At 38.2% G+C, this 16,598-nt stretch carries 12 protein-coding genes; 10 read left to right on the top strand and 2 right to left on the bottom strand.

Features of this window, described 5'->3' with window-relative positions; genetic code table 11:
* The first annotated feature begins 78 nt into the window (after window positions 1-78).
* From EKM68_RS01905 to EKM68_RS01880, 6 genes are all read left to right on the top strand, one after another.
* Complete coding sequence (locus EKM68_RS01905; RefSeq protein ID WP_125587967.1) at window positions 79-1,443, top strand: UDP-N-acetylmuramoyl-tripeptide--D-alanyl-D-alanine ligase; 1,365 nt, start codon at window positions 79-81, stop codon at window positions 1,441-1,443.
* Window positions 1,444-1,524: 81 nt separating this feature from the next.
* Window positions 1,525-3,093, top strand: a complete 1,569-nt coding sequence (locus EKM68_RS01900; RefSeq protein WP_125587966.1) for a DEAD/DEAH box helicase — start codon at window positions 1,525-1,527, stop codon at window positions 3,091-3,093.
* A 111-nt stretch (window positions 3,094-3,204) separates the two neighbouring features.
* On the top strand, window positions 3,205-3,573 hold the full coding sequence (gene acpS, locus EKM68_RS01895; protein ID WP_056979751.1) for a holo-ACP synthase: 369 nt from the start codon (window positions 3,205-3,207) through the stop codon (window positions 3,571-3,573).
* A gap of 28 nt (window positions 3,574-3,601) precedes the next feature.
* Window positions 3,602-4,714, top strand: a complete 1,113-nt coding sequence (gene alr / locus EKM68_RS01890; RefSeq protein ID WP_125587965.1) for an alanine racemase — start codon at window positions 3,602-3,604, stop codon at window positions 4,712-4,714.
* Window positions 4,715-4,845: 131 nt separating this feature from the next.
* A complete protein-coding gene (locus EKM68_RS01885) occupies window positions 4,846-6,606 on the top strand; it encodes an ABC transporter ATP-binding protein (protein ID WP_125587964.1) in 1,761 nt (586 codons plus the stop codon).
* Window positions 6,599-8,386, top strand: a complete 1,788-nt coding sequence (locus tag EKM68_RS01880) for an ABC transporter ATP-binding protein (protein WP_125587963.1) — start codon at window positions 6,599-6,601, stop codon at window positions 8,384-8,386. The genes EKM68_RS01885 and EKM68_RS01880 overlap by 8 nt, the downstream gene beginning before the upstream one ends.
* 49 nt (window positions 8,387-8,435) lie before the next feature.
* Here the strand turns inward: EKM68_RS01880 and cbpA are convergent, their stop codons facing one another.
* Together cbpA and EKM68_RS01870 are read right to left on the bottom strand one after the other, a co-directional pair.
* Window positions 8,436-9,098, bottom strand: a complete 663-nt coding sequence (gene cbpA / locus EKM68_RS01875; RefSeq protein WP_125587962.1) for a cyclic di-AMP binding protein CbpA — start codon at window positions 9,096-9,098, stop codon at window positions 8,436-8,438.
* A 107-nt stretch (window positions 9,099-9,205) separates the two neighbouring features.
* On the bottom strand, window positions 9,206-10,189 hold the full coding sequence (locus EKM68_RS01870; protein WP_125587961.1) for an L-lactate dehydrogenase: 984 nt from the start codon (window positions 10,187-10,189) through the stop codon (window positions 9,206-9,208).
* Between the two features lie 144 nt (window positions 10,190-10,333).
* Here EKM68_RS01870 and pth point away from each other — a divergent pair, with 144 nt between their 5' ends.
* From pth to EKM68_RS01850, 4 genes are all read left to right on the top strand, one after another.
* Window positions 10,334-10,891, top strand: a complete 558-nt coding sequence (gene pth, locus EKM68_RS01865; protein ID WP_125587960.1) for an aminoacyl-tRNA hydrolase — start codon at window positions 10,334-10,336, stop codon at window positions 10,889-10,891.
* A gap of 279 nt (window positions 10,892-11,170) precedes the next feature.
* Window positions 11,171-14,698 carry a transcription-repair coupling factor gene (gene mfd, locus EKM68_RS01860; RefSeq protein WP_125587959.1) on the top strand — a complete coding sequence of 1,176 codons (3,528 nt, stop codon included), beginning with the start codon at window positions 11,171-11,173 and terminating at the stop codon, window positions 14,696-14,698.
* Between the two features lie 5 nt (window positions 14,699-14,703).
* Complete coding sequence (locus EKM68_RS01855; protein WP_125587958.1) at window positions 14,704-16,260, top strand: putative polysaccharide biosynthesis protein; 1,557 nt, start codon at window positions 14,704-14,706, stop codon at window positions 16,258-16,260.
* Window positions 16,261-16,262: 2 nt separating this feature from the next.
* The gene (locus EKM68_RS01850) at window positions 16,263-16,505 is read left to right on the top strand and encodes an RNA-binding S4 domain-containing protein (protein WP_125587957.1); all 243 of its coding nucleotides are present in this window, start codon (window positions 16,263-16,265) and stop codon (window positions 16,503-16,505) included.
* Window positions 16,506-16,598: the final 93 nt, after the last annotated feature.

The following is a 16,598-nucleotide window of genomic DNA, read 5'->3' as shown; positions in this document are numbered from 1 at the left end:
TCCTTTCTAAATAATATACTATACTCTTTTTATTTAGTGTGGATTAAAATAATTTTTCAGAATTGGGGAAAAATATTCATGAAAATGAAGTTAAAAGAAGTTTATTCTGCTTTAAAAATCAACGTTGACTCTGTGCCTGACGTAGATATTACTGGGGTTTGTTTTGATAGTCGCAAAGCTAAGGAGGGAGACTTGTTCTTCCCACTAAAAGGTGAACGTGATGGTCATGAATTTATCGGCAGTGCAATTTCTAATGGGGTCAGTGCAACTGTTTGGCAGAGTGATCACGAAATCCCTAATCAAGAGATTCCTTATGTAGTGGTTAAGAATGTTTCAACTGCGTTTGAGACATTAGCTAAGTATTATTTGGCAAAGGTCAATCCTAAGGTAGTGGCTGTTACCGGAAGTAACGGTAAGACAACTACTAAGGATATGATTGCAGCAATCCTAGCAACTAATAACAATGTGGCTAAGACACCAATGAACTTTAATAATGAGATCGGAGTGCCATTTACTATTTTGAACATGCCGATCAATACAGAGGTATTAGTGGTAGAAATGGGAATGGATCGTCCAGGTCAGATCGATCACTTAAGTAGTCTGGCTAATCCGGATATTTCAGTTATTACAATGGTCGGTGAGGCTCATATTGAGTTCTTTGGCACACGTGATAAGATTGCTGATGCTAAAATGGAGATAGTCGATCATCTGCAAGAGGACGGCAAGTTTGTTTTTGACGGTGACGAACCGCTATTGACCGAACGTGCTCAAAAAGTTGAACAAAAAAAATTAACTTTTGGAAAAAAAGATGTGAATACGCTTTACGCTACGTCAATAAAGGCTGGGAAGTCGACAACTTCGTTCAAAACTAACCTTTGGCCGGACTTAGAGTTTGATATTCCGATGATGGGCGAATATAATGTTAAGAATGCCTTGGCTGCAATTTTAGTTGGTCAAGCCCTTCATGTTAAGCCAGAGGCTATGGCAAAAGCTTTGGCTGACCTATATGTTACCGAGAATAGAACAGAATGGTTAAAAGCAAAAAATGGCGCAGACATTTTAAGTGATGTATATAACTCAAACCCGACTGCTGCAATTGAAGTTCTAGAAAGTCTCAAAAAGATTTCAACCCCTGGACGTAAGATCGTCGTTCTAGGAGACATGCTGGAACTCGGTAGTGCATCAAAACATTTGCACGAATCACTTGCGGACCACATCAATACAAGGGACTTTGCAAAAGTTTATCTTGTAGGGGATGAAATGAAGGCTCTGAAAACCAAGTTGGATCAAAAATATGCTGATAATGATTTGATTTGGTATAGCAAGGATCAATTAACGGAATTAACAAATGATTTAGAAAAAGAAATAAACTCAACTGACACTGTCTTATTAAAGGCTAGTCATGGCATTCATTTGGAGAACGTATTAAGTAAATTAGTATAAGAGTGTGTTATTTGAGAATGATTGAATAACGTGTTATAGTTGCCAATTGTGATTTTAACGCGTAACAACTGGAGGATTTTTGTGAAATTTAGTGAATTAAATTTAGATTCAAGATTACTACAAGCTGTAAATGAGGCCGGTTTCGAAGAAACTACCCCCATTCAAGCAGAAACTATTCCAATGGTATTAGCCGGAGACGACGTCATTGGACAAGCCCAAACAGGTACAGGTAAGACCGCTGCTTTTGGTCTACCAATTTTAGATGCCATCGATATGTCATCTACAGATATTCAAGCGCTAATTATCTCACCTACTAGAGAATTAGCTATCCAAACTCAAGAAGAGTTATACAGATTAGGCCGCGACAAAAAAGTTAGAGTTCAATCTGTTTATGGTGGTTCTGACATCAGAAGACAAATTCGTGCCTTAAAGAATCATCCTAATATTGTTGTTGGTACTCCAGGTCGTATGCTCGATCATATCAACCGACGCACTCTTAAATTAGGTAACGTCAAAACAGTTGTTTTGGACGAAGCCGACGAAATGCTAGATATGGGATTCGTTGAAGACATTGAAAGTATTCTTTCAAATGTTCCTAACGTACACCAAACTCTATTGTTCTCAGCAACAATGCCTAAGCCTATCATGCGTATTGCTGATAAGTTCATGACAGAACCTAAGATCGTTAAGATTAAGTCAAAAGAATTAACTGCTGACAAGATCGATCAATACTACGTTAAGGCTCGCGACTTCGAGAAGTTCGACTTAATGACAAGAATCTTTGATGTTCAAGGACCAGAATTAGCCTTGATCTTCGGTAGAACGAAGCGTCGTGTTGATGAATTAACACGTGGTTTGCAAGCTCGTGGATACAATGCTGAAGGACTTCACGGTGATTTGTCACAAGACAAACGTACTAGTGTCCTTCGTAAGTTCAAAGCTGGTAAGCTAGAATTCCTTGTTGCAACTGACGTTGCTGCTCGTGGACTAGATATTTCAGGTGTGTCACACGTTTATAACTATGATATTCCTCAAGACCCTGACAGTTATGTTCACCGTATTGGCCGTACTGGTCGTGCCGGACATTCTGGTGTGTCTGTAACATTCGTTACACCTAACGAAATGGGTTACTTACGTACAATTGAGAATCTTACAAAGAAGCGTATGAAACCACTTGCTCCACCTACTGACAATGAAGTTCTTGTAGGACAATTGGAGGCAGTTAAAGAAGAAGTTAAGAATACTATTGGTGTTGACAAGAACTTAGATCGTTTCGACTATGCTGTTAAGCAATTGTTAGAAGAGTATTCACCAGAAGACTTAGTTAAGGTTTACTTGAGCACAACTATCAAGGACGCACAAAGTGTTCCTGTTAAGATTGCTCCAGAAAGACCACTTCCTTCACGTAAAACTAGTCACAGCCGTTCAGGCCATGGTAGACGTGGACGTTTTGGTGGCGGCCGTGATCGTAACCGTAATGGTGGCGGTAGTGGCAACCATCATTCAAGAAGACATGATGATCGTGGTGGAAACAGCAACCACAGTGGTGGTAGTGGTAAGTCAGGCGAAAAACGTCATGACAGCCGCAACAGTTCATCTAAGTCAAAGGGTCAATCAAAGAAGAACTTCAAGATTAGAACAAATCTTTAATTTGACGTAAATATTTGGAAAATAAAACATTTGTTTTATAATATAAGTAATGAAGACAAGGTGATTAAATTTGCTTTGTCTTTTTTTTCAAAAAAATTATGGAGAGATATTATGATAAAAGGACTAGGAGTAGACATTGCGGAAATCGATCGTGTTCGTAAGATCTATGGTCGACATCCTAGATTTGCGGATAAGGTTTTGACAAGTGAGGAAATGGCGGTATTCTTAACTAAGAAGACTGAAAAAGCTCAAATGACTTATTTGACAGGTAGGTTTTCAGCTAAAGAATCATTTACCAAAGCCATGGGAACCGGATTAGGCAAGATTGGATTTCATGATTTGAGTGTATTAAATTATGAGTCTGGTCAACCATATATAAAAACGGATATTTTTGAGGGAAACATTCAAATTTCTATTTCAGATACGGATGAACTTGTAATAACAGAAGTTATTATTGAGGATGTTGATAAGTCTGAATAGTTGTTTGTAACTTTTTAGGAGGTATCACATGTTACCATCAATCCATCGCCCCGCATATGTCGAGGTTAATTTAAGTAATCTAAAGGAAAATTTGCAGAACGAATTGAGGTCTGTACCAGAAGGTACAGATGTCTTCGCTGTGGTCAAAGCCAATGCTTATGGACATGGGCTAGTGGCAGTCGCTACGGCTGAACTAGAATACGGCGCTAGCGGACTTTGTGTCGCTACCCTGGATGAAGGCCTTGAAATACGTCAAAATGGCGTTCAAGCTCCAATATTAGTTTTGGGCATAACTGGTGTAGATAATGCCAAAATTGCCGCAGACGCTGATATTTCGTTAACTGTGGGTAGTTTAGAGTGGTTACAGCAAGCTGCTGCTACTGGAGTTAAAGATCTCAAAGTTCATTTGGGAATTGATAGTGGCATGGGTAGAATTGGTTTTAGAGAAAAAGCTGATTTAATTTCTGCTTGTAATTATTTAAATGATAATTCTGATAAATTTATTGCTGAAGGATTATTTACTCATTTTGCTACAGCTGACAATCCGGATGAAAAATACTTTGAAAAACAAGTTAGTCGTTTCAAAGAAATGTCTAGTGACTTACCAACTGAATTCAAATATGTTCACTGTGCTAATTCAGCCACAGCCTTATGGCATCAAGATTTAGCAGTTAATTTGATTCGTGACGGAATTGCCTTGTATGGCTTGAATCCATCACAAACTGATATTACAAAGACCCCATATGAATTGAAACCTGCCTTGGGTCTATATTCAGAACTAGTCTTTGTTAAGCGGATCAATAAAGGTGATAGTGTTGGCTATGGTGCCACCTATACCAGTGAAGATTCCGAATGGATCGGAACTGTTCCAATGGGTTACGCTGATGGTTGGTTGCGTCGTATGCAAGAATTTGAAGTCTTGGTCAATGGCAAGCGTTGCCCAATTGTCGGACGCGTCTGCATGGACCAATTCATGGTTAAATTACCTGAAGAAATGCCAGTTGGCAGTAAGGTTACTTTGATCGGTAAAGATGGCGATGATGAGATCACTGCTACTGAAGTTGCTCAATATGCTGGAACTATTAATTATGAAGTTCTTTGTGGATTGAGTGAGAGATTACCTAGAAAGTATGTTAAATAGATTAAAAATCAAACCACATCAGAAATGATGTGGTTTTTTTATTGAAATTTTTAAAACAAAAATGTTGCCTTATAGTCTACTTGAAGGTGTAAAGTAACTAGTATTGAATTTTTAATGATAGGTGAATTAATATGGGGATTTTTTCTAGATTAAGTTGGTTTTTTAAGCATCGATGGAAGCAGTATACATTAGGAGTTCTGGCACTATTATTGGTTGCCGCCTGTAATGTAATACCACCACGTATAGTTGGTATCATTGTCGATGCTGTCAGTAAGAGGACGCTGACGATTCATTTTTTAATGATGAATTTGATTTTATTAGTCTTAGTAGCTATCTTGGGATATTTGCTGAGGTTTGTTTGGCAAAAAATGATTTTTGGTAGTTCTTATGTTTTGGAACGAGATTTGCGTAATCGTCTCTTCAGGCATTTTATGAAGATGGACACAACTTTTTATCAGAAGTGGCGGACTGGTGACTTAATGGCACACGCGACAAATGATATTGATGCGGTTCGTGAAGTTGCTGGTCCCGGAGTGTTGACGCTGGCTGATTCTTTAATAACCGGACTGTCGATGATTTTTGCGATGGGGATGTTTGTTAATTGGAAGCTGACATTTTATGCTATTTTGCCATTGCTTCTGTTGGCAGTTATGGCGAATGTACTTGGAAATAAGATTCATGATGCCTTCATGAAGTCGCAAGCAGCATTCTCCAGTATCAACAACAAGACGCAGGAGAGTATTCTTGGAATCAAAGTATTAAAGGCATTAGGTCAGGAACATCAAGATGAACAAGACTTTGATAAGTATGTGGATAAAAATATTAAAGCAAATAAAAAGTCCTATCGACTAGATGCTATGTTTGATCCATTGACTTCAATAATCATGGGTATCTCATATGTCATTACAATTATCCTTGGCGGACTGGCGGTTATCCACTCACAGATTACGATTGGTGAATTAGTCTCCTTTATTACTTATATGGCAGAGTTAACTTGGCCAATGTTTGCTATTGGTAGCTTGTTTAATATTTTGGAACGTGGCTCGGCTAGTTATGATCGTATTACTGAATTGTTGGATGAAAAATCATCATTAGTTGCCCCACGTCACGAAGTGAAATCCGCACCAAACGGTGTTTTAGATTTTGAAATGAAAAAGTTCCATTATCCAGATGACGAAGCAGCTGCACTTAACAATGTCAGTTTTGAATTAAGAGAGGGTCAAACAATGGGTATCGTTGGTCCAACTGGTGGTGGTAAGTCAACGATCATTAGCTTATTGATGCGTGACTTCGATCACTACAACGGTCAAATTACTGTCGGTGATCACGATATTCGTGACTTTAAGTTAAATAATTATTTGGACACCATTGGTTATGTTCCACAGACTAACTTTTTGTTCTCAACCGATATTCGTGACAATATTAGATTTGCGAATATTGATGCGACACAGGAACAAGTTACGGCAGCGGCGCACATTGCGGATTTGAATCATGATATTGATGGTATGCCTAAGGGTTACGACACTCAAGTAGGTGAGTTAGGTGTTTCACTGTCTGGTGGACAAAAACAACGTCTAGCGATTGCTAGGGCTGTTTTGAGTGATCCTGAGTTATTGATTCTAGATGATTCATTATCAGCGGTGGATTCGAAAACGGAACGTAATATTGAAGAACGCATTGCCGCCAACCGAAGTAAGAGTACGACAATTATCGCCGCCAGCAGATTGAGTTCAGTAGAATATGCCGATCAAATATTGGTGGTTGATCATGGGACGATCATCGAACACGGAACCCATCAAGAATTACTGGCTAATAAGGGCTGGTATTATGATACGTTCAATTTGCAAGCTAAAAATGCAGAAATAGAAGGGAGATTAGACAATCGTGGATAAAAAAGAAGAAACAACAATTGATGACATTCAAACACTTTCTAGAAAACAGCAACGAAATATTTTGAAACGGTTGTTTAGTTTTGCTTGGGCATTCAAACGCCAATTTATTACGGCAATAATTTTTGCCGTTGGTTTGAGCGTGATTAATATAATTTTACCGAGATTGTTGCAATATTATATGGATCACTACTTGGTTCATCAAGACACTGGTATTCAGATCATTATTGGTTTTGCGATTGTTTATTTTATCGGAACAGTCATCAAGGCGATGGTTCAATTTGTTCAAAACTTTGCTTTTTCAATGGGAGCCGAACGGACACTGGAACAAATTCGCAGTCAGTTATTCCGCAAGCTACATACTTTAGGGATGGACTACTTTGACAAGACACCTGCTGGATCGATTGTTTCCAGAGTGACCAATGATACTAAGACCTTGTATGATTTTTGGACATTGTTTTTGATGATCTTAGTGGCAGCATTTTCAATAATTTCAGCCTTTGTGGCAATGATGTCAGTTAATGCTACATTGGCAATTGCGACAGCGCTATTTGTTTTAGCACTGTATGTTTTGATTTGGTTGTATCAACATTTGAGCTCCAAAATCTATCAACGTTTGCGTGAATATTTGAGCCAGATCAATACCAAACTGAATGAGTCACTAATGGGTATCAGCATCATTCAACAGTTTGGTCAACAGAAGCGGATGATCGAGGAATTTGAACATAAGAATAATTTGTACTTCACACAAAGAAATAAGATGATCAATGTTAATTCATTCTTGCTGTATCCAACGATTACTTTGATGTTCACATTGGCTGAAGTAATTGCCTTAGGTGGATTTGGATTAGAAAGCACACATACAATTGTGGCAGCAGGTGTCATCTATGCTTTTATTTCATATCAACAAAACTTTTTTAATCCACTCTCTAATGTTATGAACTATATGTCCTACTTCCAAGATGGAATGGTTGCTGGATATCGAATTATGAAATTATTTGATAATCAGACAACTAATCCGAAACAAAATGAAGCCAGTGATGCTAAGATTGCGGTCGGTAAAATTGAATTTCGCCACGTTACCTTTGGTTATGTACCAGGAGAACCAATCTTGAAGGATATTTCTTTCACGGTTGAACCAGGACAAACCGTTGCCTTGGTTGGACATACGGGAAGTGGTAAGAGTTCGATTATTAATATCTTGCTGCGTTTTTATGAGTTTGGCGAAGGTCAGATTCTGATTGATGATCATGATATTCGTGATTATTCAACTAAGGAATTGCGTGATAAGTTGGGGTTAGTTATTCAAGAACCATACTTATTCTATGGCGACATTACTAATAATATTCGCATGTATGATGACAGTATTTCAGATGAGCAAGTTGAACAGGCCGCGAGATTTGTTGATGCAGATGAGTTTATTGAGAATTTACCTGACCAGTACCATGCTAAGGTAATTGAACGCGGCAGCAGTTTTTCAGCTGGACAACGTCAATTAATCTCGTTTGCTAGAACTATTGTCCGTAATCCGAAGGTATTAATACTGGATGAGGCTACCGCAAATATCGATCCCCAGACTGAACAGAGTATAACCAAGGGATTATCAAAAATGAGGGATGATCGAACGACGATTGCCATTGCGCATAGATTGTCGACTGTTCAAGATGCTGATCAAATATTAGTTTTGAGCCACGGTCGTATCGCTGAACGAGGAACACATGATGAATTACTTGCGGCTGGAGGATTGTATTCAGAATTATATGAACTTCAATCGATGGATTAAACAAAAAAATTGCTACCAATTAAGGTAACAATTTTTTATTTTTCATTAATTATAAAGTGTCACGGTTCAAAATCTTACCAGACTTCAAATCATCGATCTCAGCAACGACAAAGCTCTTCTTTTCAAGACGTTTGATAATTTCTTTCAAGGTGTCAATGCTTGTACCTGAAGGCAATGTGAACAATGTACGACGGACAACTTCGTTCGACTTAGCGTCCAATGTTACACAGGCGGAAATTGAAGCGTACTTCGAAATTATCTTCGACATTTTTTCAAGATCACCACGATCGCCTGATGAACTTACAGTCAAAACGTAACTGCTGATTTCTAGATTCCATGAATCAGATAACATGCTCAATAATCTTGAGTGAGTTAGGATTCCGTAGAATAAGTTTGATTCATCGAGTACGGCAATGTAAGGAAGATCTTTGATGTTGAAGAATACTTTGAAGAAAGGTGAGTCAACACTAATTGTCTTAGTAGCGTTTTTCATCAATGTTGTTACGGGCAAGTTCATGTCTCCGCCACGTGACTTATGACGATAAATGTGCATCTTGTAAATATTTCCCCTGAATATTTGACCACTTTCGTCAAGAATTGGTACACAACGATAACCTGAGTCTTCAAGAACCTTCAAGGCTTCTTCAAGAGTTACAGTTTCTTTGACGGTTGTGAGTTTTTCCTTTTTTAAAACCAATGATTTTACTAACATATATATCACACATCCAATCTTCTCTAGTTGAATCAATAATACAGTAAAAAAATGAAAAAAAAAAGAGTCGAAACATAAGTTTCAACTCTTAGCTTGAATATTAAGGATTATTGACGACCCTTGATACCTGTAGCTTCAAAACCATCTTTAAGAATTTTTTCAAGTTCTGCAGCTGATTTCTTCATTTGTTCTGATTCTTCATCGTTCAATGGAACTTCGATGATTTGTTTTAGACCTTTACGGTTGATGATAGCAGGTGAACCGATATAAATATCTGAAACGCCATATTGACCAGTCATCATGTTTGATAATGGAAGAACAGTGTTTTCGTCGTTTAGCAATGCCTTGCAGATTCTTGCAAGTGCAGTACCAATACCGTAGAATGTAGCACCCTTAGTATTGATGATGTCGTAAGCAGCGTTAACAACCTTCTTGTAGATTGCATCAAGAGTATCTTGTGTAACCTCTGGGTGTTGTTCCATCCATTCAGCCATTGTAACTCCACCGATTGACAAGTGTGACCATGCAGCGAATTCTGAATCACCATGTTCACCCATGATGTAACCATTAACGGCACGAGGGTCGATGTCTAATTCTTCACCAACGAATTTTTGTAGTCTAGCTGAGTCTAGTGATGTACCTGAACCAATTACACGTTCCTTAGGGAAGCCTGAAAGTTTCCAAGTAGCGTATGTCAAGATATCAACTGGGTTAGCAGCAACTAAGAAGATACCATTGAATCCTGATTCAACGATTGGGTCAACGATTGTCTTCAAGATGTTCAAGTTCTTGTTAACAAGGTCAAGTCTTGTTTCACCTGGTTTTTGTGGAGCACCAGCAGTGATAACAACGATGTCAGCATCCTTGGCATCTGAATATTCACCAGCGTGAATGTTCTTAGGGAATGAGAATGGAAGTGCATCAGCAAGATCCATTGCGTCACCCTTAATCTTATCTTTGGCGATATCGCAGATTACTAGTTCTTGTGCAATACCTTGAAGTGTCATTGCGTAGGCAAAAGTTGAACCTACAGCACCGTCACCAACTAGAAGTACTTTTTGGTGGTTCTTTTCATTTGTTGGAGTTGTCATATTTTTTTATCATCCCTTCGAAATAAATATGTTTCGTATCCAATTATACAAATAATTTTTGAAAATAAACAGGGTGATTGTGAAAAAAGTAAAAAATTCCCACTTTTTGCATGATATAATTACAAGTTGAAATGAGGTATTAATATGAAACTTATCGTTGGATTAGGAAATCCAGGAAAAAAATACGACCGTACAAAGCATAATATGGGCTTCATGACGATCGACAAGTTAATGGAAGAATATAGTCAAACTCAAATGAAAAAAGATTTTGAGGCTGAATATTGTAAATTCAAAGTTGACGGCGAAACGGTTTTTCTAGTTAAACCTTTAACATTTATGAACGAATCCGGTCGAGCTGTGAAATTCTTGACAGGATATTATCAAATCAAACCAGAAGAAATTATGGTCATCCAAGATGACCTTGATATGCCAATCGGTAAAATTAGACTACGTGCCAAGGGCTCAGCCGGTGGTCATAATGGGATTAAGAGTATAATCGCATCTATGGGTACAAAAGACTTCAAACGTATTAAGATCGGTATTCAACATCCAGACAAACAGACCGTCGTAAATTGGGTTTTGACTCCATTTACCAAGGACCAAGCACCAGTCGCATTGACTGGGATCGATAACGCAGCAAGTGCTGTAAAAGATTGGATCGCTGGAGATACGTTTGATCAGTTGATGAATAAGTATAATTGATAGAGAGTGTAGGAGGGGCGGTCAGACCTTGAGCATTACCTAGATTAATGATGGTGCCAACGAAGTTGGTGCAATTATTAATCGTAGTAAGCGCAGAGGTTTGTCCCTCCGAAACTCGTTTTCGCATACTTATCCGTTTTCCAAAACGAGTTCCGAAAGCCAGATTCCTGCGCCTGCTACAGATAGCAAATGCACCAACTTCGTTGGCACCTTCGCTATCTTAGGCAGTGCTCAGAATCTCCCGGCTTTCTCCACTCTCTTAACAGAAAGGAATCAAACGTGAACCTAATAGACTTTATTGCAAATAAATTGAATCTTGGGGAATTTATTGAACAAGTCAAACCAAAGACAAAAAATATGTTGACGGGATTGATTGGTTCAACGATTTCCCTATTTGCATTACAAACACTTAAACAAAAAAACAAAAAAATATTAATAGTAGAAAACACTAACTTTCATGCAAACCGTTTATACGATGATTTAAACCTGTTAGATAGTGAACACATGCATATTTTTCCAGTTGAAGAGGCTATATCAACTGAAATAGCAACTAGTTCACCTGATGAATTGAGTCAGCGGATCGATGCCCTTAGTTTCTTGGTCAGTGATGAACCAGGTATCGTGGTGACTTCAGTTGCTGGACTGGAATATGCACTGTCGTCAAAGGAACTATTCAAATCAGCACAAATGAAAATTGCCATGAATGAAGAATATGACTTGGAAAGTCTTAATTCGACTTTTGTACAAATGGGTTATAACAAAGATAAATTAGTTGCGAAGCCAGGTGACTTCGCTATTCGTGGTGATATTGTTGATATTTACCCACTGAATGTCGATAATCCTGTCCGAATCGAATTTTTTGGTAATGACGTCGATAAGATTAAATTCTTTGATACTGAAACACAGCGTAGTATGGAGGAACTCGATGAAATTGAAATTTTACCATCCAATGATCGTGTTATTACTGCTGAACAAGTTGAAGCTGGATTGAAAAAACTTCAGAAAAGTTATGACAGACAAGTTAAATCAGCAGGCGATAATAAAGAAGTTAAGACTAATCTAGATCTGACTTTTTCACAAATGATTGCAGAATTGTCAGAAGGAATGCGTCCTGATAATATTGGTAGCATTATTGACTTCTTATCGGACGAACCTAGTAGTTTATTGGATTATTTAGACACTGATGATATTATCATGTTCAACGAATACAGTCGTTTGGTTGAGCAGTCCAATGACAACAGAGCTGATAATCAAGCCTGGTTAGCTAGTCAGTTAGAGTTTGGTAAGGCGTTGCCTGAACAAGTAATTCGTCAAGATTTCATTGAAATGATGAAAACAAACGAAAATTCGCAAGTTTACATGTCAGCTTTTCAACAAGGAATGGGACATATCCGCCTTGATCAATTACACAATGTGCCCGTCAGAAGTATGCAACAATTTTTCAGTCAGATGCCATTGTTGAAGTCAGAAGTAGAGCGTTGGCAAAAACAAGGCTATACGATCTTACTGTTGATCAATAATGAAAAACGTATTTCGGCCATCAATAATACTTTGATCGACTTCGGAATCAAGGCTACTTTGACGACTGATAAAAAAGTAATTGAAGATCAGACGCAAATTATGAATGCTAGTTTGGGACTAGGATTTGAGATGCCCGAAGAAAAAGTAGCCATCATTACGGAAAAAGAATTGTTTAATAAGCAGCCTAAACGTCGTCGTCATCAGACCTTGGCTAATGCTGAACGTTTGAAGAGCTACAACGAACTCAAGCCTGGTGATTACGTGGTTCATGTTAATCATGGTATTGGTAAGTTCATTGGGATGCAGACGATGGAAGTCGATGGGAAGCATCAAGATTACATTACCATCGAATATCGTGACGATGGTCGACTATTTATTCCAGTATCACAATTGGATATGGTGCAAAAATATGTTTCAGCTGAAGGCAAGTCACCGCGTGTCAACAAACTTGGTGGTAATGAATGGCAAAAAACTAAGCGTAAAGTTCAATCAAGTATTGAGGATATTGCTGATGACTTGATTGACCTATATGCTAAGCGTGAGGCTGAAAAGGGTTATCCATTCCCTAAAGATGATGATATGCAACATGACTTCGACAATGCTTTCCCATATCCAGAAACACCAGATCAATTGCGTTCAATCGATGAGATCAAACACGATATGGAAAAGGCCCACCCCATGGATCGATTATTAGTTGGAGATGTTGGCTTTGGTAAGACAGAAGTTGCCTTACGTGCAGCCTTCAAGGCCGTTGAAGCAGGTAAGCAAGTTGTTTTCTTGGCTCCGACGACCTTGTTAGTTGAACAACATTACCAAACGATGAAAGATCGTTTCGAGGGATTTCCAGTTAATATTGAGGTATTATCAAGATTCCAATCAAGAAAACACAGTAAGGAAATCATTCAAGGATTGGCCGAAGGCCAAGTTGATATCGTTGTCGGTACACACCGATTGTTGTCAAAGGACGTTAAGTTCTCAGATATTGGTCTATTGATAATTGATGAGGAACAGCGTTTTGGCGTTAAGCACAAGGAAAAAATCAAGCAATTAAAAGCCAATGTGGATGTGCTTACGCTGACAGCGACACCGATTCCTAGAACATTGAACATGTCGATGCTAGGTGTGCGAGATCTATCATTGATCGAAACAGCACCAAGCAATCGTTATCCAGTCCAAACATATGTAATGGAACAAAATTACGATGTCATTGCTCAGGCAATCAAGCGCGAAATGGAGCGTGGCGGACAAGTCTTTTACTTGCACAATCGGGTTGATGATATGGAGCAAGTTGCTGGGCAATTACAAGCATTAGTTCCGGATGCCAGAATTGCGACGGCACATGGTCGCATGACTGAGACTCAAATGGAAGGTGTTATTTCCGATTATCTTGCCGGTGATTATGATGTTTTGGTTACAACGACTATCATTGAAACCGGTGTTGATATGCCAAACACTAATACCTTGATTGTTGAAAATGCTGACCGATATGGCTTATCACAGCTGTATCAAATTCGTGGACGTGTGGGACGTTCTAATCGAGTTGCCTATGCCTATTTGATGTACAAACCTAACAAGGTTTTGACCGAAGTAGGAGAACAACGACTAGAAGCCATCAAGAACTTTACAGAATTAGGTTCAGGCTTCAAGATTGCAATGCGTGATTTGTCAATTCGTGGTGCCGGTAACTTACTAGGTAAGCAACAACATGGATTCATTGATTCAGTTGGATTCGATCTCTATACACAGATGTTAAATGACGCTGTTGCCAAGAAACGTGGTCATACTAAGGCTGAGAAGACTAACGCTGAATTGAACTTAGAATTGGATGCTTATATTCCATCTGATTATATAAGTGATGAACGTCAAAAAGTTGAATTGTACAAACGTATCCGTCAAATTGATTCAGATGAGAATTATCAAGAGGTTAGATCCGAATTGTTGGATCGTTTTGGTGATTATCCACAAGAAGTTTCTAATTTGTTGGATGTCAGTTTGTTGAAGACATCATTAGATGAGTCATTGGTTAAGAATGTCATTATGAAGAGCGGTATGATCGTCTTGAAGTTCTCCGACAAAGCTAATGATTATTTGACAGGTGACTTGGTCTTCAAATTCTTAGGTAATACGACGATGAAAGCAACTGTTCACAACAACAAAGATGAATTCAGTATTTCTTTGGATTCAGGTAGTGTTGGAAAAGGTGAATGGTTCCCACAATTACAAAAGTTTGCTATAGAAATGGCAAAAGAGTTCGACAAACTAAAAAAGGAAAAAATTAAAAACTAATAACAATGAAGAGAGAAGTATCAAGAGCCATCAAAGGTACGTGGATTCTGACGATTGCTTCACTTTTTTCAGAACTGATGAGCGCAATTTATCGAATTCCGCTACAAAACATTGTTGGTGATCGGGGATATTTTATCTATCAGCAGGTTTATCCAATCTATGGTATTTTTTCAGTTTTAGCTTTATCAGGATTACCAGTAGTTATTTCGAAGACCTTTGCTCAGCAGGAAAGTCCGGCGGCAAAAAGTAAACTTCTCAAGCTGACTTTTATAGCACTACTAGCAGGATGTTTGCTAATAACTATTTTTCTTTGGGGTTCGGCTAGATACTTAGCCATTTTTATGGGAGATTCACAGTTGTTTCATGAGATTCGAGCGGTGTCCTTAACGTTTTTACTAGTTCCTTTTGAGGCAACTTTTCGAGGATACTTCCAGAGTGATCTAGAAATGACACCGAGTGCGATTTCACAAATTTTGGAACAATTTATTAGAATTATAATTATCATTGGTTCAGCAATTTTATTTGGCAGAGGTTTTTTTGATATTTACCAAATGGGTACAATTGCTAACAGTGGAGCTTTTATTGGTGGTCTGTTTGCAGTCGTGGTATTGATGATAACTTTTGTTAAGCAACGCGAGACTTGGTTACGAGATGATCAAGAAGTTAAGATAAAGATTGAACGTGGATTAGCATTAGAAATACTTTTGATCGTTGTTTTTACAGGAATTACGATTTTTTATCAGTTTATTGATTCGTTTACAATTTTGAGATTGCTGATGCATAGTGGCATGCCGATCGACCATGCCGAAATTTTAAAGGGCGTCTTCGATCGGGCACAACCATTGATACAACTAGGAATTGTTATTTCACTTTCATTCGTATCGACGATCATGCCGCAGCTACGAGAGACTAATCAGACCAAGGTCAATAAGACGATCATTCAGAAGATGATGCGTGTCTGTCTCTGGCTGGCGGTCGCTGAGACTGCAGGATTGGTCGCCTTGATGCCGGAAGTTAATACGATGCTGTTCACGACGGCAGACGGTTCACTAGCTTTGGCAATTTACATGTTGTCGATCGTGATCGTTTCGTTCATTAACTTGATGGTGGCGATAACTAGTGGTGATGATGAAAAAAACTTGATAAAGTTGGTTTTATTCATCATTTCATTGGTCGCAAAGATAGCATTGAATATTTTGCTGATACCATATTTAAATATTGTTGGAGCAGCTTTAGCAACCATCTTGAGTGAATGCATTATTCTGGTAGGAATGTATTTGATCTACGATAATGGTGTTTTCCTATTGAATCGAGATTTTTTGATCAAAGTTATTTCAATCGGAATATTTATGGGCGTTGTTCTTAAGATTTTGGCTACTATTAGCTCACATTACTTGTTCTTAAGCCGTGAGCACAGTATATTAATTAGTATTGTGTTAATTCCAATTGGGGTAATGATTTATTTGGAATTATCCAAGAAATTAAAAGTTTTGAGCAAAAGTGAATGGGAAATTTTGCCAATGGGCGAGTTCATTACAAAATTCATGAAGATTGAGGATTAATTATGAGATTAGACAAATTTTTGAAGGTAAGTAGAATTATTAAGAGAAGAACCGTTGCAAAGGAGTTTGCGGACAACGGCCGTGCATTGATCAATGATCGTGTAGCCAAATCGTCTACAGAGGTCTCCGTTGGTGACACAATGGAACTTCATTTTGGTGAAAAGACTATGAAGATTAGAGTTTTGAACATTAAAGAAACAACTAAGAAGACTGATTCCGCCGATATGTTCGAAGAAATTGATTAAAAGATTGCAATTAGATTAAAAAAAGTCAAAACAGGTTCAAAACATTCTCTAAAATTGTTATACTCAAAGTAATAATTTCTAGGGGAGTAGTGG

This window comes from Companilactobacillus jidongensis (genome assembly GCF_003946575.1).
Taxonomy (GTDB): Bacteria; Bacillota; Bacilli; order Lactobacillales; family Lactobacillaceae; genus Companilactobacillus; species Companilactobacillus jidongensis.
The sequence above is the reverse complement of the archived record's forward strand: the minus strand, read 5'-3'. Positions and strand labels throughout refer to the sequence as shown.

Excerpts from the sequence above, each read along its gene's own strand:
- EKM68_RS01905 (WP_125587967.1), top strand. The coding sequence starts at position 79 with ATGAAAATGAAGTTAAAAGAAGTTTATTCTGCTTTAAAAATCAACGTT.
- acpS (WP_056979751.1), top strand. The coding sequence starts at position 3,205 with ATGATAAAAGGACTAGGAGTAGACATTGCGGAAATCGATCGTGTTCGT.
- alr (WP_125587965.1), top strand. The coding sequence starts at position 3,602 with ATGTTACCATCAATCCATCGCCCCGCATATGTCGAGGTTAATTTAAGT.
- EKM68_RS01885 (WP_125587964.1), top strand. The coding sequence starts at position 4,846 with ATGGGGATTTTTTCTAGATTAAGTTGGTTTTTTAAGCATCGATGGAAG.
- cbpA (WP_125587962.1), bottom strand. The coding sequence starts at position 9,098 with ATGTTAGTAAAATCATTGGTTTTAAAAAAGGAAAAACTCACAACCGTC.
- EKM68_RS01870 (WP_125587961.1), bottom strand. The coding sequence starts at position 10,189 with ATGACAACTCCAACAAATGAAAAGAACCACCAAAAAGTACTTCTAGTT.
- pth (WP_125587960.1), top strand. The coding sequence starts at position 10,334 with ATGAAACTTATCGTTGGATTAGGAAATCCAGGAAAAAAATACGACCGT.
- EKM68_RS01855 (WP_125587958.1), top strand. The coding sequence starts at position 14,704 with ATGAAGAGAGAAGTATCAAGAGCCATCAAAGGTACGTGGATTCTGACG.
- EKM68_RS01850 (WP_125587957.1), top strand. The coding sequence starts at position 16,263 with ATGAGATTAGACAAATTTTTGAAGGTAAGTAGAATTATTAAGAGAAGA.